Source organism: Catellatospora chokoriensis, assembly GCF_011297315.1.
In the GTDB taxonomy this organism is placed as follows: domain Bacteria; phylum Actinomycetota; class Actinomycetes; order Mycobacteriales; family Micromonosporaceae; genus Catellatospora; species Catellatospora citrea.
The window spans coordinates 482,014-505,818 of the sequence record NZ_JAAOTI010000001.1 but is presented as its reverse complement, the minus strand read 5'-3'; the positions used below and the strand labels follow the sequence as shown (position 1 = coordinate 505,818).

At 71.9% G+C, this 23,805-nt stretch carries 26 protein-coding genes; 14 read left to right on the top strand and 12 right to left on the bottom strand.

Annotated features, from left to right (window positions below):
- Positions 1–29 precede the first annotated feature (29 nt).
- The 3 genes from HAV39_RS02235 to HAV39_RS02225 all read left to right on the top strand — a co-directional run bounded on the left by HAV39_RS02235 (position 30) and on the right by HAV39_RS02225 (position 2,077).
- Positions 30–1,136: a DNA glycosylase AlkZ-like family protein gene (locus HAV39_RS02235; protein WP_239120884.1), complete on the top strand. Its 1,107-nt coding sequence runs from the start codon at positions 30–32 to the stop codon at positions 1,134–1,136.
- A gap of 132 nt (positions 1,137–1,268) precedes the next feature.
- A complete protein-coding gene (locus tag HAV39_RS02230; RefSeq protein WP_191837557.1) occupies positions 1,269–1,742 on the top strand; it encodes a carboxymuconolactone decarboxylase family protein in 474 nt (157 codons plus the stop codon).
- A gap of 11 nt (positions 1,743–1,753) precedes the next feature.
- On the top strand, positions 1,754–2,077 hold the full coding sequence (locus HAV39_RS02225; protein WP_191837438.1) for a GNAT family N-acetyltransferase: 324 nt from the start codon (positions 1,754–1,756) through the stop codon (positions 2,075–2,077).
- Positions 2,078–2,116: 39 nt separating this feature from the next.
- Here the strand turns inward: HAV39_RS02225 and HAV39_RS02220 are convergent, their stop codons facing one another.
- The 4 genes from HAV39_RS02220 to HAV39_RS02205 form a co-directional block, all read right to left on the bottom strand.
- Positions 2,117–3,163 (bottom strand): questin oxidase family protein, encoded by a 1,047-nt coding sequence (locus tag HAV39_RS02220; RefSeq protein WP_191837437.1) that lies wholly within the window; start codon positions 3,161–3,163, stop codon positions 2,117–2,119.
- A gap of 116 nt (positions 3,164–3,279) precedes the next feature.
- The gene (locus tag HAV39_RS02215) at positions 3,280–3,891 is read right to left on the bottom strand and encodes a GOLPH3/VPS74 family protein (protein ID WP_191837436.1); all 612 of its coding nucleotides are present in this window, start codon (positions 3,889–3,891) and stop codon (positions 3,280–3,282) included.
- An 11-nt stretch (positions 3,892–3,902) separates the two neighbouring features.
- Complete coding sequence (locus HAV39_RS02210) at positions 3,903–4,106, bottom strand: type II toxin-antitoxin system antitoxin (protein ID WP_191837435.1); 204 nt, start codon at positions 4,104–4,106, stop codon at positions 3,903–3,905.
- Between the two features lie 68 nt (positions 4,107–4,174).
- The gene (locus tag HAV39_RS02205; protein WP_191837434.1) at positions 4,175–4,669 is read right to left on the bottom strand and encodes a MarR family winged helix-turn-helix transcriptional regulator; all 495 of its coding nucleotides are present in this window, start codon (positions 4,667–4,669) and stop codon (positions 4,175–4,177) included.
- 76 nt (positions 4,670–4,745) lie between these two features.
- On the opposite strand from HAV39_RS02205, the gene HAV39_RS02200 reads away from it, so the two are divergent.
- Both HAV39_RS02200 and HAV39_RS02195 read left to right on the top strand, forming a co-directional pair.
- Positions 4,746–5,384 carry an NAD(P)-dependent oxidoreductase gene (locus HAV39_RS02200; protein ID WP_191837433.1) on the top strand — a complete coding sequence of 213 codons (639 nt, stop codon included), beginning with the start codon at positions 4,746–4,748 and terminating at the stop codon, positions 5,382–5,384.
- 105 nt (positions 5,385–5,489) lie between these two features.
- Positions 5,490–5,912 carry a TOBE domain-containing protein gene (locus tag HAV39_RS02195; RefSeq protein WP_191837432.1) on the top strand — a complete coding sequence of 141 codons (423 nt, stop codon included), beginning with the start codon at positions 5,490–5,492 and terminating at the stop codon, positions 5,910–5,912.
- Positions 5,913–5,921: 9 nt separating this feature from the next.
- Here HAV39_RS02195 and HAV39_RS02190 read toward each other — a convergent pair whose 3' ends face one another.
- Entirely contained in the window at positions 5,922–6,410 is a 489-nt protein-coding gene (locus HAV39_RS02190) for a signal peptidase II (protein ID WP_191837431.1), read from the bottom strand.
- Between the two features lie 176 nt (positions 6,411–6,586).
- Here HAV39_RS02190 and HAV39_RS02185 point away from each other — a divergent pair, with 176 nt between their 5' ends.
- Entirely contained in the window at positions 6,587–7,078 is a 492-nt protein-coding gene (locus HAV39_RS02185; protein WP_191837430.1) for a GNAT family N-acetyltransferase, read from the top strand.
- 79 nt (positions 7,079–7,157) lie between these two features.
- On the top strand, positions 7,158–7,589 hold the full coding sequence (locus HAV39_RS02180; protein WP_191837429.1) for an STAS domain-containing protein: 432 nt from the start codon (positions 7,158–7,160) through the stop codon (positions 7,587–7,589).
- Positions 7,590–7,598: 9 nt separating this feature from the next.
- Here the strand turns inward: HAV39_RS02180 and HAV39_RS02175 are convergent, their stop codons facing one another.
- Both HAV39_RS02175 and HAV39_RS02170 read right to left on the bottom strand, forming a co-directional pair.
- Positions 7,599–8,297, bottom strand: coding sequence for a response regulator transcription factor (locus HAV39_RS02175; protein WP_191837428.1), 699 nt, complete (start codon positions 8,295–8,297; stop codon positions 7,599–7,601).
- Complete coding sequence (locus tag HAV39_RS02170) at positions 8,294–9,526, bottom strand: ATP-binding protein (protein WP_239120885.1); 1,233 nt, start codon at positions 9,524–9,526, stop codon at positions 8,294–8,296. The genes HAV39_RS02175 and HAV39_RS02170 overlap by 4 nt, the downstream gene beginning before the upstream one ends.
- A 254-nt stretch (positions 9,527–9,780) precedes the next feature.
- On the opposite strand from HAV39_RS02170, the gene HAV39_RS42085 reads away from it, so the two are divergent.
- The 3 genes from HAV39_RS42085 (at position 9,781) to HAV39_RS02155 (ending at position 14,538) form a co-directional block, all read left to right on the top strand.
- Complete coding sequence (locus HAV39_RS42085; RefSeq protein ID WP_203736600.1) at positions 9,781–11,151, top strand: cutinase family protein; 1,371 nt, start codon at positions 9,781–9,783, stop codon at positions 11,149–11,151.
- Positions 11,152–11,319: 168 nt separating this feature from the next.
- On the top strand, positions 11,320–11,847 hold the full coding sequence (locus HAV39_RS02160) for a hypothetical protein (RefSeq protein WP_191837427.1): 528 nt from the start codon (positions 11,320–11,322) through the stop codon (positions 11,845–11,847).
- Positions 11,848–11,925: 78 nt separating this feature from the next.
- A complete protein-coding gene (locus HAV39_RS02155) occupies positions 11,926–14,538 on the top strand; it encodes a GH25 family lysozyme (protein ID WP_191837426.1) in 2,613 nt (870 codons plus the stop codon).
- Positions 14,539–14,595: 57 nt separating this feature from the next.
- Here the strand turns inward: HAV39_RS02155 and HAV39_RS02150 are convergent, their stop codons facing one another.
- Entirely contained in the window at positions 14,596–15,357 is a 762-nt protein-coding gene (locus HAV39_RS02150; RefSeq protein ID WP_191837425.1) for a DUF427 domain-containing protein, read from the bottom strand.
- A 198-nt stretch (positions 15,358–15,555) separates the two neighbouring features.
- Here HAV39_RS02150 and HAV39_RS02145 point away from each other — a divergent pair, with 198 nt between their 5' ends.
- Complete coding sequence (locus HAV39_RS02145) at positions 15,556–18,189, top strand: cellulase family glycosylhydrolase (protein WP_191837424.1); 2,634 nt, start codon at positions 15,556–15,558, stop codon at positions 18,187–18,189.
- Positions 18,190–18,200: 11 nt separating this feature from the next.
- Here HAV39_RS02145 and HAV39_RS02140 read toward each other — a convergent pair whose 3' ends face one another.
- Together HAV39_RS02140 and HAV39_RS02135 are read right to left on the bottom strand one after the other, a co-directional pair.
- Positions 18,201–18,797 (bottom strand): GNAT family N-acetyltransferase, encoded by a 597-nt coding sequence (locus HAV39_RS02140; RefSeq protein WP_239120886.1) that lies wholly within the window; start codon positions 18,795–18,797, stop codon positions 18,201–18,203.
- 106 nt (positions 18,798–18,903) lie between these two features.
- Entirely contained in the window at positions 18,904–19,242 is a 339-nt protein-coding gene (locus tag HAV39_RS02135; protein WP_191837422.1) for an avidin-fold protein, read from the bottom strand.
- On the opposite strand from HAV39_RS02135, the gene HAV39_RS02130 reads away from it, so the two are divergent.
- From HAV39_RS02130 to HAV39_RS02120, 3 genes are all read left to right on the top strand, one after another.
- A complete protein-coding gene (locus HAV39_RS02130; RefSeq protein ID WP_191837421.1) occupies positions 19,241–19,444 on the top strand; it encodes a hypothetical protein in 204 nt (67 codons plus the stop codon). The genes HAV39_RS02135 and HAV39_RS02130 overlap by 2 nt on opposite strands.
- Before the next feature lie 238 nt (positions 19,445–19,682).
- Positions 19,683–20,186, top strand: coding sequence for a hypothetical protein (locus HAV39_RS02125; protein WP_191837420.1), 504 nt, complete (start codon positions 19,683–19,685; stop codon positions 20,184–20,186).
- Positions 20,187–20,375: 189 nt separating this feature from the next.
- Entirely contained in the window at positions 20,376–20,810 is a 435-nt protein-coding gene (locus HAV39_RS02120) for a hypothetical protein (RefSeq protein ID WP_191837419.1), read from the top strand.
- Positions 20,811–20,834: 24 nt separating this feature from the next.
- On the opposite strand, the gene HAV39_RS02115 is transcribed toward HAV39_RS02120, so the two are convergent.
- A complete protein-coding gene (locus HAV39_RS02115; protein WP_191837418.1) occupies positions 20,835–22,004 on the bottom strand; it encodes an ROK family transcriptional regulator in 1,170 nt (389 codons plus the stop codon).
- Between the two features lie 220 nt (positions 22,005–22,224).
- A complete protein-coding gene (locus HAV39_RS02110; RefSeq protein WP_191837417.1) occupies positions 22,225–23,721 on the bottom strand; it encodes a glycoside hydrolase family 36 protein in 1,497 nt (498 codons plus the stop codon).
- Positions 23,722–23,805: the final 84 nt, after the last annotated feature.

Sequence of the window (23,805 nt, the reverse complement as noted above, 5' to 3'; positions counted from 1 at the left end):
TGTCACAGCGCTCGCCTAGGCTCAGGCCCGTGGGAGTACATGAGCTCACCCGCGCCGAGGCGCGCCGCATCGCCGTACGCGCCCAGCTGCTGGACCGGCCCCGGCCGGCCGCGCTGCTCGGCGTCGTGCAGCAACTGACGCTGCTGCAGGCCGACCAGACGGCGGCCGTGGCGCCCAACGCGGATCTGGTGCTGTGGTCCCGGCTCGGGTCGGCCTACCGGCCCGCTGACCTCGAAGCCGCGCTGGGCGACCAGGCGCTGCTGGAGCTGCAGGGCATGATCCGCCCCGCCGCCGACCTCGCGCTCTACCGGGCGGACATGGCCGACTGGCCCGGCCGCGGTGAACTGCCCGACTGGCAGGAGTACCGGCGCGACTGGGTCGAGGCCAACCGCGGTTGCCGGCTGGACATCCTGCGCCGCCTGCGCTCCGACGGGCCCCTGCCGGCCCGGGAACTGCCCGACTCGTGCGAGCTGCGGTGGCCGTCGAGCGGTTGGAGCAACGACCGCAACGTGCTCAAGATGCTGGAATTGATGGAAGCGCGCGGCGAGGTCGCCGTCGCCGGCCGGGACGGCCGTGAGCGGCTGTGGGACCTGGCGGAGCGCATCTTCCCCGATGACCGGGTCGTCACGGCCGACGAGGCGGCGCGGATCCGCGGGCAGCGGCGGCTGCGGTCGCTGGGCATCGCCCGCGGCAGCAGTGCCAAGCAGGCTGTCGAGCCGGTCGACGTGCTCGAGGCCGGGGAACCGGCCGTGATCGAGGGCCTGCGTGGCCGCTGGCGGGTCGACCCGGCCCAGCTTGACCAGCCGTTCACCGGCCGGACCGCGCTGCTGTCGCCGCTGGACCGCCTCGTCTTCGACCGCAAGCGGATGACCGAGCTGTTCGAGTTCGAGTACCAGCTGGAGATGTACAAACCCGCGGCCAAACGGCGGTGGGGCTACTGGGCGATGCCGATCCTGCACGGCGACCGGCTGGTCGGCAAGCTCGACGCCACCACCGACCGGCGGGCGGGCGTGCTGCGAGTCGACGCGGTCCACCGGGATGTGCCGTTCACGAAGGCGATGACGGTCGCGGTCGACCGCGAGATCGCGGACCTGGCGGCGTGGCTCGACCTGAACCTCGACCGCCCGCTGGACTGATTCTCCGCGGCCGGGCCACATGTGATCCAGCTCAAGATCCGGGTCGCCGACGCGGGCGAGGTGTCACATTCGGGAGTGCTGTCCTGTCTTCACTGCAGGGCGGCGCTGACCGAGCGGCAGGAGGGGGACGTGATGGCCACGGAACAGGACGCGCCACGGGTGCTGATCGACAAACAGCACCCGCAGGTGTATCGCGCACAACGCGATCTCGCGGCAGCGGTCCGGCAGGCCACGCGCGATGCCGGGCTCAGCCGCGTCCTCGTCGAGCTGGTCAACATCCGGGTCTCGCAGATCAACCGCTGCGCGTACTGCCTGGACGTGCATGTCCGCGACGCCCTGGCCGGCGGTGAGAGCGCCCAGCGCATCGCCGTCCTGCCGGCCTGGAGCGACACGACCCTGTTCACCGACCGCGAGCGGGCCGCGCTGACCCTGGCCGAATCCCTCACCACGCTGCCCGCCGACGGCGCCCAGGAACGGCACTACGCCACCGCCAGGCAGCACCTGACCGACGAGGAGATCTCCGCGCTCAGCTGGGTGATCATCGCCATGAACGCCTTCAACCGGATATCCATCGTCAGCCGCCACCCCGTCAGCCCGCAGCCCTGAGAGGAATCACGATGCCCGCCACCGTGCGCGACAATCCCGCCGAGAGCCGCTACGAGATCTACGACGGCGACCAGCTGGCCGGATTCTCGACCTACAAGCTGACCGCCGACACGATCGCCTTCACCCACACCGAGGTCGGTGAGGCGTTCAGCGGCCGTGGGCTGGCCAGGCAACTCGTCATCGCCGAACTCGACGAGGCCCGCCGCCGCGGGCTCGCCGTCCGCCCCTTCTGCCCCTACGTCCGCGAGATCATCCTCCGGCTCGCCGACACCTACCTGGACCTGGTCCCGGAGGCCGAGCGCGAGCGGTTCGGGCTGGTGCCGGACGTCGTGTGACCGGGCAGGCGATGGCCCCGAGCGCGCGCGGCCGTCGGGTCAACCCCGGGTGATCAGCTCGTTGGCGTAGGTCGCCACGTCCAGCACCGCCTGCTCGCCGGTGCGCCGGTGCACGTCAAGGGCCGTGTCGATGAACTTGATGCCGTGCGAGTCCTGGTCGTGCAACCCGCGTGCCATCAGGTCGGCCGGGTCCGTCGCGCCCCGGTCCGGCATCACCCGGGCATCCGGGGGAGAGTAGGCGCTGGTCACCGCGGCGGTGGCGGCCCAGGCAGCCTGCACGCTCGGCTCCCACAGTGCGGGCGGCAGCACCGGCACGACACGGGCGATCGCGCTGGGGGCGGTCGCCGCGTGCACCAGCATCACCGGGTTGCCATGCCCGTGCGTGCCGTACCGCAGCACCGCCGCCTCGACGATGGCGGCCAGCCGGTCCGGGGCACCCGAGCCGCCGTCACCGGGCGCCGCCCCGGCCGACTCGGGCCAGCCGGGCAGGTCGGCGAGTTGCGCCAGCCGGGTGCGGATGCCCGACCGCTGATGCGGGACGCGGGGCACCGCGTCCAGAGCCGAGCGTGGATCGGTCGACCGGTACGGGCCCTTGCCGGCGGGCGCCAGCGGCTGCCAGCGGGCCGCCCAGTAGCCGAGCCCCGCGCCCAGCTCGGCCACCCGAGCCGGGGTCGCCCCGCCGTCCTGCTCGCTGTCGAGCAGGGCACGTACGGCGTGCCCGACCCGGATGACGCCGTGCGTGGCTCCGGCCGCCACCCCGGGCAGCAGCCGCGGCCACCACTCGATCAGCACCTCGCGCCAGGGCCGCTCGGTGAGCTGCCGGTCGAAGAAGGTGAGCCAGTCACCGGTGCGGACCGGATCGCCCAACGGCTCGCGCCACTGCCCGGCCGAGATGCGCTGGATGCCGCGTGGGCGTTCGGACAGCCGGTCGGCGTACCCGTCGATCCAGGCATGCACTCGGTCGCCGTGCCCGTGGCGGACGAGCGCTTCGGCCGCCATCGGGGCGTGGTTGGACAGCCAGCCGTCGCGCTCCGGCCCGGTCTGCTGCAGCCGCTGGTATACCTCGTCAAGAACACCGTTTGTCATGGTCAACAGCGTGCAATCTCAAGTGCGCTTGATGTCAACACCTTCTGGCCTGCTGTGACATCGGTGGGCGGTCCTGGTCAGCTCGTGCGTCGGCGCACGTTCGCTCCGGCGGCCGATCAGCCCGCAGTGGTGGCGGCGTGGTGGTCGCGGATGACTTTGCGGAGCGCGGGCAGCACGGGCCCGGCCTGCTCGGCCAGTTGCTCGATGCGCTGCTTGCGCTCGCGGGTCTGCGCGCGACTGATCGCGATCCTGATTTCCCCGACCGCGGCGAGCGCCGTCAGTGCTCCCTCCTGCGGGTGGGCGCTGCTCGCGCCCAGCGTGCGGGAAACCGTCGACCGCAGCTCACTGACCAGCCGATGGCTGTGCACCTTGACCCGGGTCGCGGGAAAGAGGCCGAGCCACCGGTAACGCTCGGTGCTGATGAGGCGGGCGTCGGCCAGCCGCTGCTGCACGGCGCGGAACATCGGGGTCTGCGCGCGGTGCACCCAGTGCTTCCAGCTCTTGAGCCTTGGCGCGGCGGCGAGGTCCCGGAGCACGTCGGCGAGCAGGGGGTCGGCGACGCCGGTGCCGGTCGGCTCGGCCTTGCCGTCCGCATCGGACAGCGCGCCGAGCTGGAGGAGCTCGGTCAGGGCCGCGGCGCGCAGGACGTAGCCCAGGTAGCCGTTGCAGGTGAGCTGGTGCCGGTCGGTGTTGTAGGCCAGCAGGTAGACCTGTGAGGTGAGCTCCATGTCTGCCTCTTTCAGTCCGGGTCCTTGGGGGGACGTCCGCGCCGCCTCGGCTCGCCGACCCCACCGGGCAGCCTTCCGTCGCGGGCCAGCGACTGGCGCAGCAGGAACTCGATCTGCGCGTTGACGCTGCGCAGCTCGTCTGCCGCCCACCTGGCCAGCGCGTCGTGCACGGCGGGGTCGAGCCGCAGCAGCAACTGCTTTCGCTCACCCGCCATGGAGCTAGCATAGTGATATCACTTTTCGGGGCGCAAGTGGGTCCGGCAGCCGTTCCCGACGGCGGCTCTCAGCCCGTGCCGTGCGGCCCGGCGGTGCGGCGCAGTCCGGGGTGTACGCCGCGCGGGTAGCCGCTGTGCTCGGCCAGCCGCTGCAGCAGGGCGAGCAGTTGCCGCCGCTCGCCGCCGTCCAGGCCGGTGAGCAGTTCCTCCTCCTCGGCGTCGGCGATGGCGACGGCTTCGGGCAGCAGGGTGCGGGCCGCGTCGGTCAGGTGGATCGCGTGGGCCCGCCGGTCGGTGGGATGGCGCCGGCGTTCGGCGAGCCCGCGCTGCTCGAGGTCGTCGAGCAGCCCGACCATCACCTTGCGGTGGATGCCGAGCGCCTCGGCGAGCTGCTGCTGAGTCCGGCCCTCGCCCTGGGCGAGGTGCATGAGCAGGCCGAAGTGACTGGGCTGGATGCCCAGCGAGGCCAGGCGATCGGTGAACCGCGCCGCGGTGTGGAAGCCCAGCTGTGACAGCAGGAAGTTGGTCCGCTCGCCCAGCGGTCGGTTCGAAGGCGCAGGCACCGGAGTATTGTACGTCCACGAAATTGTCCTGTACGGTAACAATCACCGAGACTCCTCATTTCCGGAAAGGCACCTGATGAAACTGACGGTCTTCGGAGCCACCGGCGGCATCGGCGGGCACATCGTGCGCCAGGCCCTGGACGCCGGACACGCGGTGACCGCCGTGGTTCGCAGCTCGGCCTCATTCGACCTGCGGCACCCCGCCCTGGAGGTGGCGACGGTCCCCGGCCTGACCGACCCGGAACTCCTGCTACCCGCGCTCACAGGCAGTGACGCGGTCCTGTCGGGCGTCGGCGCGCGCGGCCGCAAAGCCGGCACCGTGGCCTCCGACGCGACCCGCGGCATCCTCGCCGCCATGGCGGACAGCGAGGTGCGGCGCTTCGTCGCGGTGAGCGCGGCCCCGCTCGCGCCACCTCCGGAGGGCGAGGGATTCTTCAGCCGCCGCATCCTGCTGCCGCTGGTCCGCGCCGCTCTCAAGGACGTCTACCGGGACCTGGCGGTGATGGAGGGGCTGATCCTGCAGAGTGCGACCGAGTGGACGGTGGTCCGGCCGCCCAAGCTCGTCAACAAGCCGGTGACCGGCCGCTACCGCACGGCCGTCGGCGGCAACGTGGTCGGCGGCCACACGATCTCCCGCGCCGACGTGGCACACGCCATGCTGGCCGCGCTGCACGACCCCGCGACCATCGGACAGGGCGTCGGCGTCGCCTACTGAGTCCCGCCGCGCGCGGGCGACAGCCGGCGGGGCGTGCGCCGTCACCCGACGGCCGCCGTCCGGGTTGACTGACTGTCACAGGCGGCACGGGAGGATCGGGGCACCATGCGTTTGAGCATCCGCAACCAGTTCGACGGCGAGGTCGTCGACATCGCCCGCGGCAAGGCGATGGCGACGGTGAAGATCCGGCTCGCGGAACGGACGGCCATCACCTCCGCGATCACCGTGGAGGCGCTGGACGACCTCGGGCTGACCGTCGGCCGACCGGCCACCGTCCTGATCAAGTCGACCGAGGTGGCGGTAGGGGTGGGTCCGATCGGGCTCGTCAGCATCCGCAACCAGATCCCGGCCACGGTCGTCGGCGTGGAGCACGGTGCCGTGATGACGACCGTGAAGCTGAGCATGGAGGACGGCCGGGCGCTGACCGCCGCGGTCACCCGGGAGGCGGCCGAGGATCTCGGCCTGGCCGACGGGGACGCGGTGACCGCGCTCGTGAAGTCGACCGATGTGAGCGTGGCGGTCCCGTGACCGCGCCGGTTACGACGCGTCGTCGGATCGGGCAGCGGCGGTCTCGGCCGCCGGAGCGCCCATCGGGACGTTGCGCACGCTGAGCACGAAGATCAGCGCCACACCCACCACCAGCGCGATGTCCGCCACGTTGCCCACGAACGGGCCGTAGTCGATGAAGTCCACGACGTGCCCCCGCGCGAAGCCGGGCTCGCGGAACAGCCGGTCCAGCAGGTGGGTGGCCGCTCCGCCGAGCATCAGCCCCAACCCGACAGCCCAGGCCCGCGACGCCACCCGGCGGGCGAGCAAGCCGATCGCGACGACGGCCGCTGCCGCGAACAGGGTCAGCACCCAGGTGTACTCGGTGCCGATCGAGAACGCCGCACCCGGGTTGTAGGTCAGCCGAAGCCGCAGCAGCTCGCCGATGACGTTGATCGGCGCCCGGCCGGCCAGCCCCTCCGCCCACCACTTGGTCAGCTGGTCGACGGCAACCAGCCCAGCGGCCAGGACGAGCACCATCGGGAACAACCGCGATGTCCGACTCGGCGACGCTGTCCGGTCACCCGCTGGCTGGCCCATCTCGATCTCCCTGTCCCGGTCTCCGCGCCCGTGGCGTGCGGCTTGCCACCCTAACCCACCGGCGAGAACGGCCGATTTCGGTTGCGGAGATCACGGAAGCGGACGACGCTACCGGGATGCTGCTTCGCCTGGCCGCCCTCGAGGATCTCGACGACCTGCTCGACGTGCAGCGGGAGGGCGCGCAGTGGGCGCTCGCGCACATCTTCCCGCAGGACACCCATCCGTTCCCGCGAGACAAGATCTTCGCTCGTTGGGCCGCCGAGATCGAAGATCCGGGCATCGCGGCGTACGTCATCGAGCACGAAGGCCGGATCAGCGGCTTCGCCGCCACCCGCGGTGACGAACTGCTGCACTTCGGCACCGCCGTGACCAGCTGGGGAACCGGGCTGGCGGCCTGCGCACACGACGAGATCCTGAAGCGGCTGGCCGCCTCCGGCGTCGCCGTGGCTCGGCTACGCGTCTTCGAGGAGAACCACCGGGCGATCCGCTTCTACGAGAAGCTCGGCTGGCAGCGGACGGCGGCACGCACCAGAACGTCCTTCCCGCCACACCCGGTGCTGGTGGGCTATGCGCGACCCCTGCCGCAGCGGGCTGTTGCGCAATCGTGATGATTTCCAGGATTAGCGGCTCGTCCAACGGGGAAACCGAGCGCGACCCGACCATCACGACGACGTGAGCGAGCGGCCGATGACCGAAAAGCTGGAGCTGCGCCTGTACACCTCACCGGTGGGCGTGTACCTGACCGCCCGCGGGCGGCTGGACTCGACCACCGCGCACCACCTGGGCAGGGCGATCGGGGTCGCGCTCGACCGCTGTCCCACCGACCGGCTCACCGTCGACTTCGCCGCCCTCGACGCGATCGACGCCGCGGGAATCGGCGTGCTGATGCTCTTGCGGACCAGCGCGCTGCGACGGGGCGTACACCTGGCGGTCGCCGATCCGCCGGCCCACATCCGTGCCGCCATCCAGGCGCTGCGAGCCGATCAGCTGCTCGCGGCCACGCCCGGCGACCTGGCCGACAGCGCCTCGCTGCGGCAGCACGCCGACCGGCGCCGCTCCCACGTGATACGTCGTCCCTGCCTGCGTCCACCGACCGCGGCGCGCCGTCGGACGCGCTGACCCGCCCGGCTACCTGGCCGTGCCGGTGCGCCACCAGTTCTTGGCGTCGGTCGGGTCCCCGGACCAGAACTCCAGGAGGTCTCCCGGTGCGAGCCCGAGGGCTTGTTCGATCTCGCCGGGGGTGAGGTTGCGCAGGGACTCCGACAGCGACCGGGTCAGTTCCAGCCAGTAGCCGCGCAGCGTGGACTCGCTGACATACAGCTGCTTGGCGACCTGGGCGTAGCTGAGCCCCCGCGCGCGGCCGTGCAGCAGCTGGCGCTGGCGCTCGCTGAGCAGCGTGATGCAGTCGCGCCGGACCAGGACTTCCAGGATGCCGACGACCGGCTGGGGCACGACCGTGCCTCCGGCGGCGACCTCCAGGAAGAGCTGCTCGGCCCGGAGGGTGGGCAGTGCCTTGGAGACGACTCCGCTGGCCCCCGCGGCCAGGCACGCTGCGAGGACGAACCGGCGCTCCTCCTGGCTGTAGACGCAGACCCGGTAGCCGCAGCCGGTCAGCGCGCGGATCGCGGCGATGCCCTGCCGCACATCGGGCTGCTGCTCCAGGTTCGCCAGGTGCAGGTCGAGCACGACGAGGTCGACGAGGGGCCGCCTGCGCACCAGTTCTTCGACCGTCGGCACTGCCACGACCACGTCGAGGCCGGGCATGAGCAGGCCGAACGAGTCACGTATCAGCGACGTGTCCTCGACGACGGCGACGGCGGGCCTCATGCCGCGTCCGCCAGGGCGTCACGGTCGGCACCGACGGCCGCGGTCGCGGGGCGGGACGTGATCGTCACGGTCGTGCCCTCGCCCAGGGCGGATTCGATCTCGACGGCCAGGCCGTGCCGTCGCAGTTCGCCGACGACGACCTCGCGCAGCCCGATCCCGCCGGTCGTCGCCGCCGGGTCGAAGCCGACACCGTCGTCGCGTACGGTCAGCGTCCAGTTCCCGTCGGCATCCTGGTCGAGGTGCACGACGACGCCGTCCGCGCGGGCGTGCCCGCGCACGTTGAGCAGCAGGCTTTCCAGCGCGCGCTCCAGGGCCGCGGCCTGGGCGGCGGGGAGACTCAGGCCGGCGCCGAGGTCGAGCAGGGCGTCGACGTTCAGGTCGGCGAACCGGTCGCACACCCGCGCGATCATCGCGGGGAGTGTCACGCGGTGGCCGGACCCGGCGGCGCCGTCGTCGTGCTGCGCCCCGCCGCGCAGGTAGGACCGCATGCGCTGGAGTTCGACCTCGGCGAGGTCGATGAGTCCGGACCGGGCGGCCTCGGTGCTCGGCTCGGTGAGCAGACGCATCACGGCGACGCCGTTGTGCATCATCACCTGCGCACGGCGTTCCTCCTCACGCCGGGCCAGTTCGGCCGCCCGCGCCCGGGAGGTGTCGGCGTCGTGCGCGATGCGGCGCGTATAGCCGAAGAACATGCGGGTGACCAGCGCGTACACCACATAGGTCAGGATGTTGCCGACGGCGGTCGAGGTCATCGACCCGCCGGCGGAAGCGCCGAGGTACACCAGGTAGCTGATGACGATGCCGAGCAGGCCGCCCGCCCAGAGCGTGAGGCTGCGGACGCCGCTGGCCGTGATGATGATCGACAGCGCGTAGCCGGGCTGGTAGGCGACCCAGGTGCCGAAGCGTGCACCGGATTCGAGCACCAGCGGCGCGAGTGCCAGCAGCAGGCAGGCCAGCGCGAAGTCCGCCGCGGAGGCGGTCGCGCCGAGCGGGCGGCGGCGCACGAGCGTCACCACGCTCACGGTGACGCTGGCGACGGCCGCGGCGATCCAGCATGCGAGGTAGGCGGCGCCGTGCGGAGACGTCGTCACGCCGGTGTGCACGGCGGGAATCATCTGCGCGAGGGTGCCAAGGCGGACTCCCGCGATGAAATACGAGAAAGCCCGCTCGACGCCGGCCCTGGTCGTCGGCAGTTCCGCGACACGCCACCGCAGTTTCCGGCTGCCCATACCGCTCCTCCCCGTGGGCGGCGGCCGGGGCCACCGCAAAGTCCGCGGATTCGTTGGGTCACAGCGGCCCCCCGAAACGCAACGATCAAGGTACTTCAGCAGCGCACCGGAAGGTAGGTCGCTTGCTGGCCGAAATTCGGGCCCGGCCGGCCGATCGGACGGCAGTGACCGTCGATTCGCCCGGCTTGGGGTCGGGTGTGCACTTCCCGTCGCCGGTCGCAGATCATTCCCCGGCAACTCCATGAGGAGCTCGCATGACATTCAGTCTCAGGCAAAGGGCCCGGCGTGCCGGTCTCGCCCTGCTCGCCTCCCTCGCGGTGGGCGCCGGGGTGGCCGTGCCCGCCGCACCGGCCGCTGCCGGTGGCACCACAACCACGTGCGCGCAGGTCGTCGCCATCGCGGTGCGCGGCACGGACGAGGCTGCGGGCACGGGCACGGGCCCGTTCGGCAACACGTACACGACCGGGGGCCTGGGCACGCCGGCCGCGGTCACCGCCGAGCTGAAGATGACGTCGAGCCTGCAGATCCGCAGTGCGGGGCTCATCTACCACGCGTCGTGGGACAACGCGGTGAGCCTGGCCGACGGCCCGTCGCACCTGCTCGACGAGCTCAACGCGCTGGCGAGCAACTGCCCCAACACGCGCACGGTGCTGGTCGGCTACTCCCAGGGCGCCGCCGTCATCGCGTACACCCTGACCTTCTACAAGGTCGTCATGTCGACGACGGTGCGGAACAACCTCGCGGCGGTGGTGTTCTTCGGCGACCCCGGCTACCGGCAGGGAGAGCTCTTCAACGACCCCCACAACACCAGCGACGGGTACGGCATCCGCTACCGGGGACCGGGCGAGCTCGACTGGGTCGCCTCGCGCCTGCACTCCTACTGCTACGAAGGTGACACGGTATGTGACGGCCCGTACACGGGCAACTGGACCGTGCACAACAACGCCTACGACGCGGGGCAGCCCGTCCAGTTGGCGACCCAGTTCATCCTGAACAGGCTGAACTACTCGGGCGGCGGCGACGACGGCTCCCCGTCCGGCGGCGGCTCGACGCCGGTGCCGACGCTGTCGGACGGTGTGATCCTGCAGGAGATCGCCCAGGCGGGCGGCTACACCGGCCCCGTCGACGGCATCCCGGGCGTCAACACCTGGCTCGGTACGCAGCAGGTGATGACGGGCTACGGCTATACCGGCCCGATCGACGGCGCACCCGGCACGAACACCTACGCGGCGATGCAGCGCCTGGCGCAGCAGGGCGGCTATACCGGCCCGGTCGACGGCGCGCTCGGCGTCAACTCGTGGAAGGGCCTGCAGACGGTGCTGTCGCGGTTCGGCTACACCGGCCCGGTCGACGGCGTGCCCGGCACGAACACCTACGCCGCGCTGCAGCGACTGGCCAAGCTCGGCGGCTACACCGGCCCGGCGGACGGGGTGCTCGGCACGAACTCGTGGAAGGGTGTGCAGAAGGTGCTGTCCGGCTACGGATACACCGGCCCGATCGACGGCGCCCCGGGCCCGAACACATATGCCGCGATGCAGCGGATGGCCCAGCTGGGCGGGTACACCGGCCCGGTCGACGGTGCCCTCGGACCCAACACCTGGACCGCGCTCGCCCGGCTCATCTGATCTCACGGCCCGTCAGGCTCCGCGCGACCGAACCCGGTCGCGCGGAGCCTGCTGCTGTCCACGGTCCGCCGGGGACGCCGTGGATTCCGCGATTTCGTTGGGTTGTCGGCCGCCCGACCGTCGGATGTGATCACTGGGTCGCGTTCGTGGCGAGTTCTAGGAGGACAGATGCCAGAATCGATCGACGGCGGTGCGCGTAACGTGCGGCGCCGCACCGTCCTTAAGGGAGTGGGGACGCTGCTGCCCGGCCTGCTGCTGCCCGCGGTGGCCGGTGGGACGGCGGCTGCCGCCGCCGAGAGCCGGCCCGCGCCCGGCGGGGTCGCGCAGGGGGCGTTCTCCGCGGGCGGATACACCTGGCAGGCCGCCGGGTCGCCGGGGCCGCAAGCCGTGTCCGGTGTGGTGTTCACCCTGGCTGCGGGTGCCCTGCCGCTGGCCGGCCGCCGGGTGCGGTTCTCGATCAGCGAGTTCCATGCGGTCGGCCGCAGCGTGTGGTTCGAGGCGGCGGCGGGCCGCAAGTCGTTGCGCCGGTTCGGCTACGTGGACCTCGACACCGACGCTGCGGGGACCGTGCGGCTGGACCCGTGGCTGCGGCTCGGCGCGGTGCCGACCTCCGCGCTCGGGGCACGGCCGGTGCTGCGCGCGCAGCTGGTCGGCGCGGAGACGATCCTCGCCTCGGCCCGGCTCGCGGTCGTCTGACCGCCGTCCCACTCCCGTTTCGAACCTTTCCACAGCGGCGGGCCGGTGGACGGCCGCGCCAGACCCAAGGAGCACGAGTTGACGAGAACCGTCGCGGGGGCCGAGCAGTGGGCCCGCGCCAACGTCACGACCGCCGGTGGTGGCGGCTTCTACAACGGCTACAACTGGAACGGCATGTGCCAGGGCCTGATGTTCCGGGCCTGCGGGCTCAGCGACTCGGCGGACACCGCGTACCAGGCGTACCTCGCCTCCGGAGCTGACAACACCGACTACTCTGCCGCGCCCCGCGGGGCGTTCCACTGGTGGGCCGACCACGGCGACCCCGACCCCGGCCATGTCGCACTCGACCTCGACGGCGGCGGCACCCGCTGCCTGATGGCCTCGTCGAAGCTGTCCGGCGGCGAGGACTTCGCGCCCGGCGGATACTGCATCGGCACCCAGTCCGTGGCCCGCTACAACGCGCTGTCCGGCCTGATCTACAAGGGCTGGACCCTGGACAACGTCGGCTCCCGGATGGCCGACGTGGGCACCCCCGGGCCGGGCAACAACCCGTCGCCGTCGGGCTACACGCTCACCACCGAGGACCAGCGGGTGCTGCAGACCCTCGCCGGGCGTGGCGGCTACACCGGCCCGGTCGACGGCGTCATGGGCGTCAACAGCTGGAAGGGTGTGCAGACCGCGGTCCAGGGCTACGGCTACACCGGACCCGTCGACGGACTGCCCGGCACCAACACCTACCGGGCGATCCAGTCCCTGGCCCAGGACGGCGGCTATACCGGGCCGGTGGACGGCATCCTCGGCCCGAACACCATCCGCGGCGTGGCCGGCTGGCTGTCGTCGCACCCGCCGTCGACCACTCCGGCACCCGGCCCGGCGCCGACCCCGCCGGCCGGCAGCTACGTGTACGGCCTCGACGTCGGCACCAGCCAGCAGAACCTGGACTTCCTCGCCGCGCGCAGCGCGGGTTTCCGCTTCTGCGTCGTCAAGGCCGGCGGCTCCAACGACGGCACCCACCAGCCCTACACCTCGCCGTACTACGTGCGCGAGGTCGACGCGGCGCGGGCCGCCGGGTTCCTGGTCGGCCACTACTGGATGAGCGGCTGGGGCACCGCGGCCGGCGACGCCGCCTACTTCCTGGCCAACCTGCACGACTACCGGGCCGGCGACCCGCTGATGATCGATGTGGAGGGCATCGACGGCAGTCCCGTGTGGACCGACGCCCAGACGGCCGCGTTCATCAACGCCGTCAAGGCCGCGCTGGGCGCGACCCCGTTCCTCTACACCTACTCGGCACTGCTCACCTCGCGCACCTGGACGCAGACCCAGGCGACCGGCGCGAAACTGTGGATCGCCGACTACGACATGGCCCCGGGCAGCCCCCGCATCGGTTCGGCGTACCCCACCTGGGCCATCCACCAGTTCAGCAGCTCCGGGTCGGTCAAGGGCGTCACCGTCGACATGAACGTGGCCAAGCCGGACGCCTTCGGCACCGCTGTCCTGCCGCCCCCGGGTCCGAACCCGATCCCCGACCCCGCGCCCGACATCTCGCTGGCCGACGGACTCACCCTGCAGCGCATCGCGCAGCTCGGCGGCTACGTCGGCCCGCTCGACGGCGTCCTCGGCATCAACAGCTGGAAGGGCGTACAGACCCTGATCAAGGAGCTCGGGCTGTACACCGGCCCGATCGACGGCATCCCCGGCCTCAACACCTACCAGGGAATCCAGCTGCTGGCCCAGCGCGGGGGCTACACCGGGCCCATCGACGGCGTGCCCGGCGCCAACACCTACGCCGGGCTGCGCGGCTACCTCGCCCAGGCCGGCGGGAGCGTGACGATCTCGACGGCGGACGCGACGACCCTGCAGCAACTCGCCCAGCGCGGCGGCTACACCGGCCCGGTCGACGGGGTGATGGGCGCCAACAGCTGGCGCGGCGTGCAGACCGTCCTGTCCCAGGGCTACTACACCGGCCCCGTCGACGGCGTACCCGGCCCGAACACGTACACCGGACTGCAGCGTCTGGCCGCCGACTACGGCTACACCGGCCCCGTCGACGGCGTACCCGGCCCGAACACCTACGCCGCCATCCGGACCTACCTGAGCGTGACCGCAGGCGGCCCGGGGGCGATCTCGATCGCCGACGGCACGGTCCTGCAGAAGGTCGGCAAGGCGGGCGGCTACACCGGCGTGATCGACGGCATCCCCGGCGGCAACACCTGGAAGGGCGTCCAGACGGTGCTGCGCGGTTACGGCTACACCGGACCGCTCGACGGGGCACCGGGCACCAACACCTACCGGGCGCTGCAGACCCTGGCCGTCGCCGGCGGCTACGGCGGCCCCATCGACGGCGTGATGGGCGTCAACAGCTGGAAGGGCGTGCAGACCGTGCTGTCGCGGTTCGGCTACAGCGGCCCGGTCGACGGCGTCCCGGGCACCAACACGTACGCCGCGATGCAGCGACTGGCCAAGCTCGGCGGCTACACCGGCCCGGCCGACGGGGTGCTCGGGTCGTACAGCTGGCGCGGACTGCAGGCATGCTTTCGAGGCTGGGGCTACTCCGGCCTGATCGACGGCGTGCCGGGTCCCGGCACGTACGCCGCGTTGCAGCGGCTCGCGCAGACCGGCGGCTACACGGGTCCCGTGGACGGCGTGCCCGGCTCGTTCACCTACCGGGCGCTGGCGAACCTCGTCTGACCGGCTCAGCGCCTCCCGGGCCGCGTACCCGCCTGCGCGACCCGGGAGGCGAGACCGTCAACTGAACTTCGTCTTGGGCCGCTTCTGCGGGACACCGTCCACGTAGAGGTCGACCTTCTCGTTGTAGAAGGCGACCAGCCCTTCGATCTTCCGGCTCTCGTGCAGCGGTGTGCGATACGACCACACGAGGTCGTCGTGCACGGTGTCGCCGGCCCGCACCGACCAGTACTCCGCCTGACCCTTGTACGGGCAGTGGGAGACGGTGGCGGTGGGCGTCAGCAGATCCAGCCGGACGTCGGTCTTGGGCAGGTAGAAGCGCGGCGGCAGCCCGGTCTCGAACAGCACCGTCGGCCGGTGCGACTCGGCCACGGTCACCCCGTCGACCTCGACGCGCACGTGCCGCGAGCTGGCGAGGATGTCCACCCGGGTGTGCGGATCGCGCGGGTGCGTGTACACCTCCTCGTCCTCCTCGAACCACGCGTCCATGGCCGCCCAGTCGAACCGCACGAGATCACGAAGCTCCTCCACCGGCGACTGCGCGTAGCGCAGTGCCGCGTCCTCGGCGGTACGGTCGCCGACCCGCACCGTGTACCGATCGCCGTCGCCCAGCCTCGGCGACCGGTCCGTGCGGCCGGACGGGGTGAGCAGGTCGCTGCGCACATCGGCGAGCGGGATGTAGTAGGCCGGGTAGTAGGGCACCTCCCAGACCAGCACCGGCCTGCTCGTGTCGGCCACGACCTGGCCGTTGAAGTAGGCGCGCACGCGTTTGGCGCCGTGCTCGATCCGGATCCGGGTAGCCGTGCCGCTGGAAACACTCATACCAGGAACAACGAGGTGATCCAGGGCCCGATTCCGCGACCGAACCCCCACCCTGTTGTTCCGGGCGCGTCCGAGGCCGATGCGGCGGGGACCGGTCCTCGGCCGTTCGACGGTATCCGGGCACGTGACGGCGCCGGGGGATGGGCCGAATCGGGGGCAGGCGCGGATGCTCGGCACCCACTACGCTTCGCGATCACTATGAGCGTGCTGACGTCACCGATGCCCACGACCCGGCGTTCGCGGCTGCGGAGTCCCGCCGGTCGCCCCGCGGCCGCGGCCGTCCTGGCGCTGGTTCTCATCGTCGCGGCCGGCGCCGCCTGGGACCCCTCCGGCTTGCTGGCACCCGTGGGCGGTCGCGGTCTGCCGCTGCTGGGCGCCGGTGGTGTCTACCGCTGGGCTCCGCTGCTGGTCGGGCTGCCGACGATGCTGCTCGCCGCGGCCGTTCCGGTCCTCGCGATCGGCGGTGGCCGGACGCAGCGGGCAAGATGGCGGGTCTTCCTCGTCACCTGGACCGCGGTGGTCGGTGCGGTCGCGCTGGCCGCCGCCGTCACCGGATTCGTCAGTGCCCTGCCGCTGATCGGGCCGCACCTGTCCGTCGGCTCCGCGTTCCGCTTTGCGTTCGCCACCAGCGGGTTCGCCGCGATGAAGTTCCTGCTGGTCGGCCCGCTGGCCGCCACCGCGGCGGCGCTTGCTCACGGCCGCCGGCCGATGGCCGCGAGCTCGGACGAGCGCGACACGGCGGGCCGGGATCCCCAGCCGGACACGGTCGCCCCCGCCGCCGACCGGCCCGCGTCCGCCGTCGGCGTCTGCGTGGCGGTCATGTTCGTGGTGGTGACGCTGGCGGCGGCCACCTTCGGCGCGTCGTGGTGGCGGGGCGGGCCGGTCGGTTACGCGTTCACCGGCCTGCTGCCGGCGCCCAGCGCAGCCGCGGGCCCGGTCGGCTACCTGTGCGGTGTGGTGCTGTTCCTGGGTGTCTTCGGTGCCGCGGTACGGGCGTTGCAGCGGCGGATCGTGCGCCACACGTCGTCGGGTGTGGCCGTGACGGTCTGGCTGGCCTCGACGGTGGCCGGCCTCGGCATCGGCGTGGTCTCGGCGGTCGCCGCCGCGCTCGCCTCGACCGGGCTGCGCGACGCCGGACCCGACAGCTGGTGGATCGGCGCGTCCCTGCTCGGTGTCGGCACCGGCATCGGCTACGGCATCGCGGTCGGCCTGATCGGAGCGATCGCTGCGGCTGTGGCGTGGCGGTGGCGTCCGGCCCGGGTCACGGCCCGTCTCGCCGGGTCGCGCCGGTGGGCTGTGGGCGCACCCGTGGTCGTGCTGCTGGCGGCCGTGCCCCTGGTGATCGGATCGTCCGCCGCCCCTGGGCCGCGACCGGTCGCGCCGGTGCCGGCGTCCGCCGGGCTTCAGCGACTGCACCTGCTTCCCGCCGCGACCGAGGACGGTCTGCCCACGATCGGCGACGTCACCGGTCGTCAGGTGATCCTGCGGGGCGTCAACGTGAACCAGCTGATCGACTACCACCTGCGCGATCCCGCCGTGGCGGCCACCGAGCCGCTGACCGATGCCGACTTCGCCCAGGTCGCCGCGATGGGCTTCAACGTCGTACGGCTGGGGATGTCCTGGTCCCGGCTGGAGCCGCGACGCGGGGAGTTCGACCGGGCCTATCTACAGCAGATCAGCACGGCGGTCGCGTCGGCCAAGGCGCACGGCGTCTACGTCGTGCTGGACATGCACCAGGACGCCTGGGGCAACGCCCTGGCCCGGCCGGGGGAGCAGTGCGGCGGCGGCACCAGCCCCACCACCGGCTGGGACGGCGCACCGGCCTGGGCGACGATCACCGACAGGACGCTGCACTGCCAGTTCCTGGCCCGCGACCTCGCCCCCGCGGTCGCGACGGCGTTCGGCAACTTCTACACCGACCGCGACGGGATCCAGACCGAACTCGTGCGCGCCTGGGCGTACGTCGCGCGAGCATTCGCGAACGAGCCCGCCGTCGCCGGATACGACCTGCTCAACGAGCCCGGCATCGGAGCGAACCCGCCGATCAGCTCCGGACTGCTGCTGGGCCGGTACTACGACGCCGCCATCACCGCGATCCGCGACGCGGAACGGGCCGGGCAGGGCTTCGCGCACCTGGTCTTCTTCGAGCCGAGCGTGCTCTGGTCGGGGCTGGCCTTCGACGTCGCGCCGCCGCCGGGCTTCACCGACGACCGGCAGCTGGTGTTCGCACCGCACCCGTACAGCGAGTCGATCACGATGGATCAGAGTTTCGGCCTGACGATCGCCTCGATCGAGCGGAACCTGACGGTGTCGGCCCGTGCCGCGGCGTCCTACGGCGCGGCGTACTGGCCCGGCGAATGGGGCTGGTTCGGCGACCCGGCGGTGGACGGGGCCAGCGTGACCCGCTTCGGCGCGGCCCAGGACCGGCTTGGCATCGGCGGCGCGTTCTGGGTGTGGAAGCAGGGCTGCGGCTCGCCGGAGACCGGAGCCGACGCCGCGACCTCGGGCAACCTGGCCCGGATCGACTGCGTCACCGGTGCCGCGATCCCCCCGCCGACCGGTTTCACGCAACCTTTGACCAGGGCGTATCCGCGGGCGTTCCCCGGCCGCCTGGACCGGCTCGAAGCCTCCGCGGGCGACGGCGGCCTGACGTTCGGCGCGACCGTCGACACCGACGGGGCCGACTGCGAACTCGACATCTGGGTGCCCGGTGAGGCGCAGCCGCAGCTGGCCACCCGGGGGGTCGGCGACGCGGCGTCGGTGAAGGTGCCCGGCGGCTGGCGGGTCACCGGATGTGCACGCGGCGCGTACACGGTCACCGTCACGCGGTGACCGCCGCCTGATCAGCCGGGCGGCTCGTCGCCTCGGATGCGGGCGTGCAGGTGCATGTCGTGCCGGCCGTCGGAGTGGACGGCGTCGCTGCGCTTGGTGCCCTCCAGGAGGAACCCGGCCTTGACGGCGACCCGGCAGGAGGCGATGTTGCGGGTCGAGTGATCGAGGTGCAGCCGGTGGAAACCGGCCTCACCCAGCGCCCAGGTGCTCAGCGCCGCCAGCGCTCGGGAGGCGACACCTTTTCCGCGAGCGGCCGGGAGCACCCAGTAGGCGCACCCCGCGACACCGTCATCGAGATTCAGCGACCCCATGGCCAGGCGTCCGAGCACCACACCGCCACCGTGGGTGACCGCCCAGCTCGCGCCGGTCTCCTGCGCCCACGCCTGGCGATACTGCTCGAACCACTCGCGGACCTGGTCCTCGGATGCGGGTTGACGGGTGTGCCAGTGCTGGATCGCGGGGTCCTGATAGGCGGCGAGGAACGCCGGTGCGTCGGCCGTCTCCCAAGGCCGCAGGACCAGATCACCTGGTGCGGAAAGCACCGGCTGCGGTCCGGCGCAGAGGGCTCCGACGGGGATGGCGGGCGGTGTCGAAAGCGTCGTCCTCACGCCGTATCCTCTCGCGGCAGTGATCATCTTTGTCAAGTCCACCGGGCTGAATGCGAGCGATCGGCACCGCCGCGGCGACGGCCCCGTACCCCCAAGCCTGCAGGCTTCAGGCCAGCTCGACAATCGCGCTCGTGCCGGAGCCGGGCCGGGACTCCCACTGCCAGGTCTCGTCCAGCCGTAGCCGGCCGTCGGGCAGCAGGGACAACGTGGACACACAGTGTCCGGTGGAGGTCTGCCCGTCCGTGTTGAGCTGCGTGTAGCGGAAGTCGAGCCGGTCGCCGTCGCGGGTGCCGACAAGGAAGCCGCGCCGGATCGCGCCACCGGCGTAATCGGCCCAGATCATGCCGTCCTGCTCGTGGTAGGTGAACACCGTCTGCGTGTCGACCTCGCCGCCCGCGACCTCCGCCACGGCGGCGAAGTGCCGCCCGTCCAGTGATGTGATCATGAACCAGATGGTGACATCCCATGCCTTCGGCGGGAACGCCCGTCCCGTGATGCGGGGAACAACCCGGTCAAGCGGTGGTCCGCAGGGTGCCGGGGTCGAAGTCATGGCGCCAGGCGGTGGACCGTTCGTGGACGCGGTGGAAGACATGGGGCAGATGCTGCCGGGCAGTGACGACGAGGAGGTCCTCGACACCGTCACGTGACTGCTCCATCGCGGTCTCGCCGCCCCGCACCGGCTTGATGTGCCGCATCATCAGCGAATAGCCACAGTCGGTCCGATTTGCCGGGTTATATTGCTTTCGCAGATAGGTGACTGAACTGGACTTTCCGTGAGTGGGGGCGCACATGAACGTACGGTCGAGGAGCACGCGTCGGGGCAGGTCGGCCCTGCTCTGGGCGGCCGCGATCGGGGTTCTCGCACTCCCGGCCTGTGCCAGCCCCGTGACGTCCGCAACCGCGCCGCGTATCGCCCAACCCTCGGCCACCGGCGCCCTGCTCCCCCGCGACATCGTCATCCCGCTGAACGAGGTTCAGACGTTCTTCCCGGACGTGAACCAGGAGGCCACCACGGGCTGGAACGCCACCGCCTCGGGCAGTCCCACGGCCACGAGAAGCGTCGCCTACACCAGCGGTGACGGCTCCAAGAAGGTCACCATCTCGGCGGACGCGTACGCGACTGCGGCCGACGCGTCCGCCGGCTACCAGCAGGCCGTCGAGTTGAGCCGCGCGGTTCCCGACGTCAAGGCCGTGCCGGTGCCCAGCCTGGGCGAGCAGGCCTACGCCGGAAGCGTGACCCAGAACGGCCAGACCCACGTCGGCCTCGGCGTGCTCGACGGCACGATGGTGGTGGGCGCCACGATCGCCGGCTACGAAGCCACTCCGGAGAACATCGCCAAGCTCACGGACCTGGCACGGGCAGAGGTCGCCGCGGCCAAGAACCGCTGAGCGGGCGGCCGCGGGATCGGGCGACGGTCGACCGGCGACCTCGGTGAGCGAGCCGCCGCGCGCCTGACGGCATGATCGACCACTTTGGTGAAACCGTCAGGACACTCAGTCGTCACGGCGAAGGTCGACGGCGGTTCATGTGTATCGATAGGATCGGCTCATTCTCGAAGCCTGTCGAAACGGCGGCACATGGACCCATTCGCGATCCTGCAGACCGGCGTCGGCGGTGGGACGTGGCTCGCCGCCGGCACGAACCGCGACCTGACGATCCACAACCGCAGCGGTCACGCCATCTTCGTCGCGCTGTGCAGCGGCGGCGACTCCTACTCCGCAGGTTGGGCGTTCATCCCCGACGGCGGCGGCCGGGCCGTGGCGATCGCGGCGACCGGGAGCGGCGAGGTGTGCCTGTTCGCGAGGACCGCGGACGGCCGGTGGTCCTTCGGCGGATCCGAGAAGTTCTACGTCGCGCAGCCCTGGGGCGACAGCGTCCAGCAGGGGTCGACCTTCAGGATCAAGAACGCGCGCACCCAGCGCCCGTCCCTGCTCGCCGGTGCCGGTGAGCTGAGGGTGGTGGGCGGTGTCGCCATCACGATGACGCGCGACACCTACTTCCAGGTCACCTGAGCGGTTCCCGGATGCGGTCGGGCCTCACTGACGCCGGGGAGCCACGGGGGCGGACAGGCCCGCGCTGAACAGCCGCACATCGACCTCGTTGAGCGACAGCTTCAGCGCGCCGAGGGCGACGGAGTCCGCGCCGAGGGTGGACGCGCGCACGTCGGGCATGCGCAGGACCAGGCGCTGGAGTTCGTTGCGCAGGGGGTCGAGCACCAGGTCGGCGGACCGGGAGAAGCCACCGCCGTACACGACCACCTGCGGGTCGAGGGTGAGCACGAGGGCGGCCGCGCCGACGGCGAGGTCCTTGACGTAGCGGGTGACCGCGCCGCGCGCGGCCCGGTCGCCTTCGCGGGCGGCGTTGAAGACCCAGGCGGCGGCGTCGTCGGGACTGACGGTCTCCGGCACGCCGGGGCAGTTCTGCAGGTGCTCGGGGGCGTTGAGCCAGCGGACGTGCTTCAGCGCGCCGATCTCGCCCGCCGCGCCGCCGAAGCCCCGGCGCAGCACGCCGTCGATGATCAGACCTGCGCCGTTGCGCATACCGCCGAGCAGGTAGACGATGTCGTCGGCGTCGGTCGCCGCGCCTTTCCACCGCTCGGCCAGGGCGGCCAGCTTGCAGTCGTTCTCCACCACGATCGGGCAGGAGAAGTGCGTGCCCAGGTGCGCGGGCAGGTCGACGCTCTTCCAGCCGGGCAGCGGGGTGAAGAAGCTGGTCCGCCCGGACGCGTCGACGGCGCCGGTGACCGCGGCGGTGACGGCCCAGATGTCGGAGGCCGTCTTGCCGGCCCCCGCCACGCACGCGCTGACGACCTCGTCGAGCACGGCGAGACGTGCGGCGGGTTGGGCCTCGGCTGACACGGACTGGCGTACGGTCTGCACGATGTTGCCGTCGAGATCGGCCAGCAGCGCCAGTATCTTGTGGACGCCCACGTCGACCCCGAGCACGTAACCGGCGTCGGCCCGGAACTGGTAGCGGCGCGCCGGGCGGCCGACGGCGCTGCTGGCGCCGGGCTCGAGCACGGTGGCCCAGCCGTCGGACACCAGGCCCTGGGCGATGACGTCGACGGCGGGCCGGGACAGCCCGGTGCGCTGGGACAGCTCGGTGACGGTGGACGGCGGGTGGTCGCGCAGCGCGCGCACGATGCTCAGGGAGTTGAGCTCGCGCAGCCGCGGCAGATCCGTTCCGGTTGTTGCTAGCTCTGTCACGTTCTGTCCCTTGTTTGCGTGCGGGAGAGCCCGCGCAATACGCTTTGATCTTTACAAAATCGCCGAGTGATGGCAAGCCCACCCTCGGTGAAGGCGGTGGCGGACACCATGCCGACTGCCGTCCGCGGACCGCACGCCGACTTGCCGGGATGACAGCCCAGGCCCGGTTGCCCACACGGGGGAGGGCAACCGGGCCGGTCCGGTCGAAGCCGGAACCACGTCAGGAGATCGGATAGGCCTGGGCCGCGGGCGTGACCGCCGCGGTGAAGTCCGCCCTGCGGCCGCCGACGGTGTACTCGTAACGGCCCAGCCGGGCGACCTCCGGTTGCGCCGCCAGGTAGCCGACCATGTCGTCGAGCTCCGTGGCCGACAGCCAGCTCGGCGGGTCGGACACGGCCCGGAACCGGCAGATGTCGGCCAGGTCGCGCAACCAGACCAGCTGCTGCTCGGTCAGCAGGTTCAACCGGCTGCGGAAGTAGATGACATCAGGGTCGACCTCGGCCAGCGGCTGGTGCCACAGCCGGTGCAGCGTGTTGACCACCGCGTTGCGGGCCATCGCGTCGGACGGGTCGTCGCTGGCGTAGTTCTGCCACATCGGCGCGACGTCGGGACCGCTGCGCATCCCGTCGAGGATGCCCAGCGACGGCAGCAGCATCGCTCCGCTGCCCAGCAGGTACACGTCTTCGCCGGCGACCTCGCGGATCAGGGCGAGGGCGTCGCGGTAGGACTGCTCGCGCTCGCCGCCGTCGGCCCGCACACCCGGTGCCGCGCCGGCGTTGACGAAGTCGAGCTTCAGATACTTGTAGCCCCACTCGTGCACCACGCGGTGGGTCAGCTCGGTCAGGTAGTCGCGGGCGGCGGGCCGGGACAGGTCCAGGGCGTGGTAGCCGCTGCCCCAGTTGTTCCCCGCGATCACGTGCTCGCCGCGGTGGTCGCGCAGCAGCAGGTCGGGGCGCTGCCGGGCGAGTTCCGAACCGGGCAGGGCGATGAACGGCGCCAGCCAAAGCCCGGCCGTCATGCCCGCGTCGGTGATCCGGTCGGCCAGCGCCTTCATGCCGGACGGGAACTTGTGGTTGGGCTGCCAGTCGCCGACCAGCCGCTCCCAGCCGTCGTCGACCTGCACCACGTCGAAGGGCAGCCCGCGCAGGTCGTCGACGTCCTTGGCGAGCTGCTGCTCGGTGATGGTCTCGTAGTAGGCGTACCAGGAGCACCAGACGTTGCCGGCGCGGCGGGTGCTGCTGCCCAGCCGCTGCGCGAGCTGCCGGGTGTACGCGGCGAAGACCTCGTCCTCGGGGCCGTACGCGGCGAACCAGGGCGCGGCGCCGTGCTCGTACCAGCCGGACAGGGTGTCCCGGTCGGCGGCCAGCCGTGGCACGCCCAGGCCGAGCGCGCCGAGCAGCAGCACGTTGCCGTCGCCGGCGTCCAGGGCGGCCACCGCGGAGGAGTGGTGGCGGGCCGGGTCGTCCCAGACGGTGTCGTCAGCGGTGAGGCGTCGCTGCGGGTTGGCGATGCGCAGCGGCGGTTCGCTCAGCCGCCGCCAGCCGCAGGGACTCCACGAGTTGTGCCCGTGCCGGTAGAACAGGGCATCGCCCAGTCCGTGCAGCAGCGCGACCCGTCCCGGTGGCAGGACCAGGCCCCCGTCGGCTGCTTGCGGGCTGCCGGGGCCGTCGTGTTCGAGGGCGAAAGTGTGGCCGGCCAGCTCGATGAGCAGTGCCATGGTTCTCCTTGGCGGGTGAGATGCAGATGAGTCGCAGGTGTGGGGTGCGGCGGGACGCGACCATGCGTCCCGCCGCACCTGTTC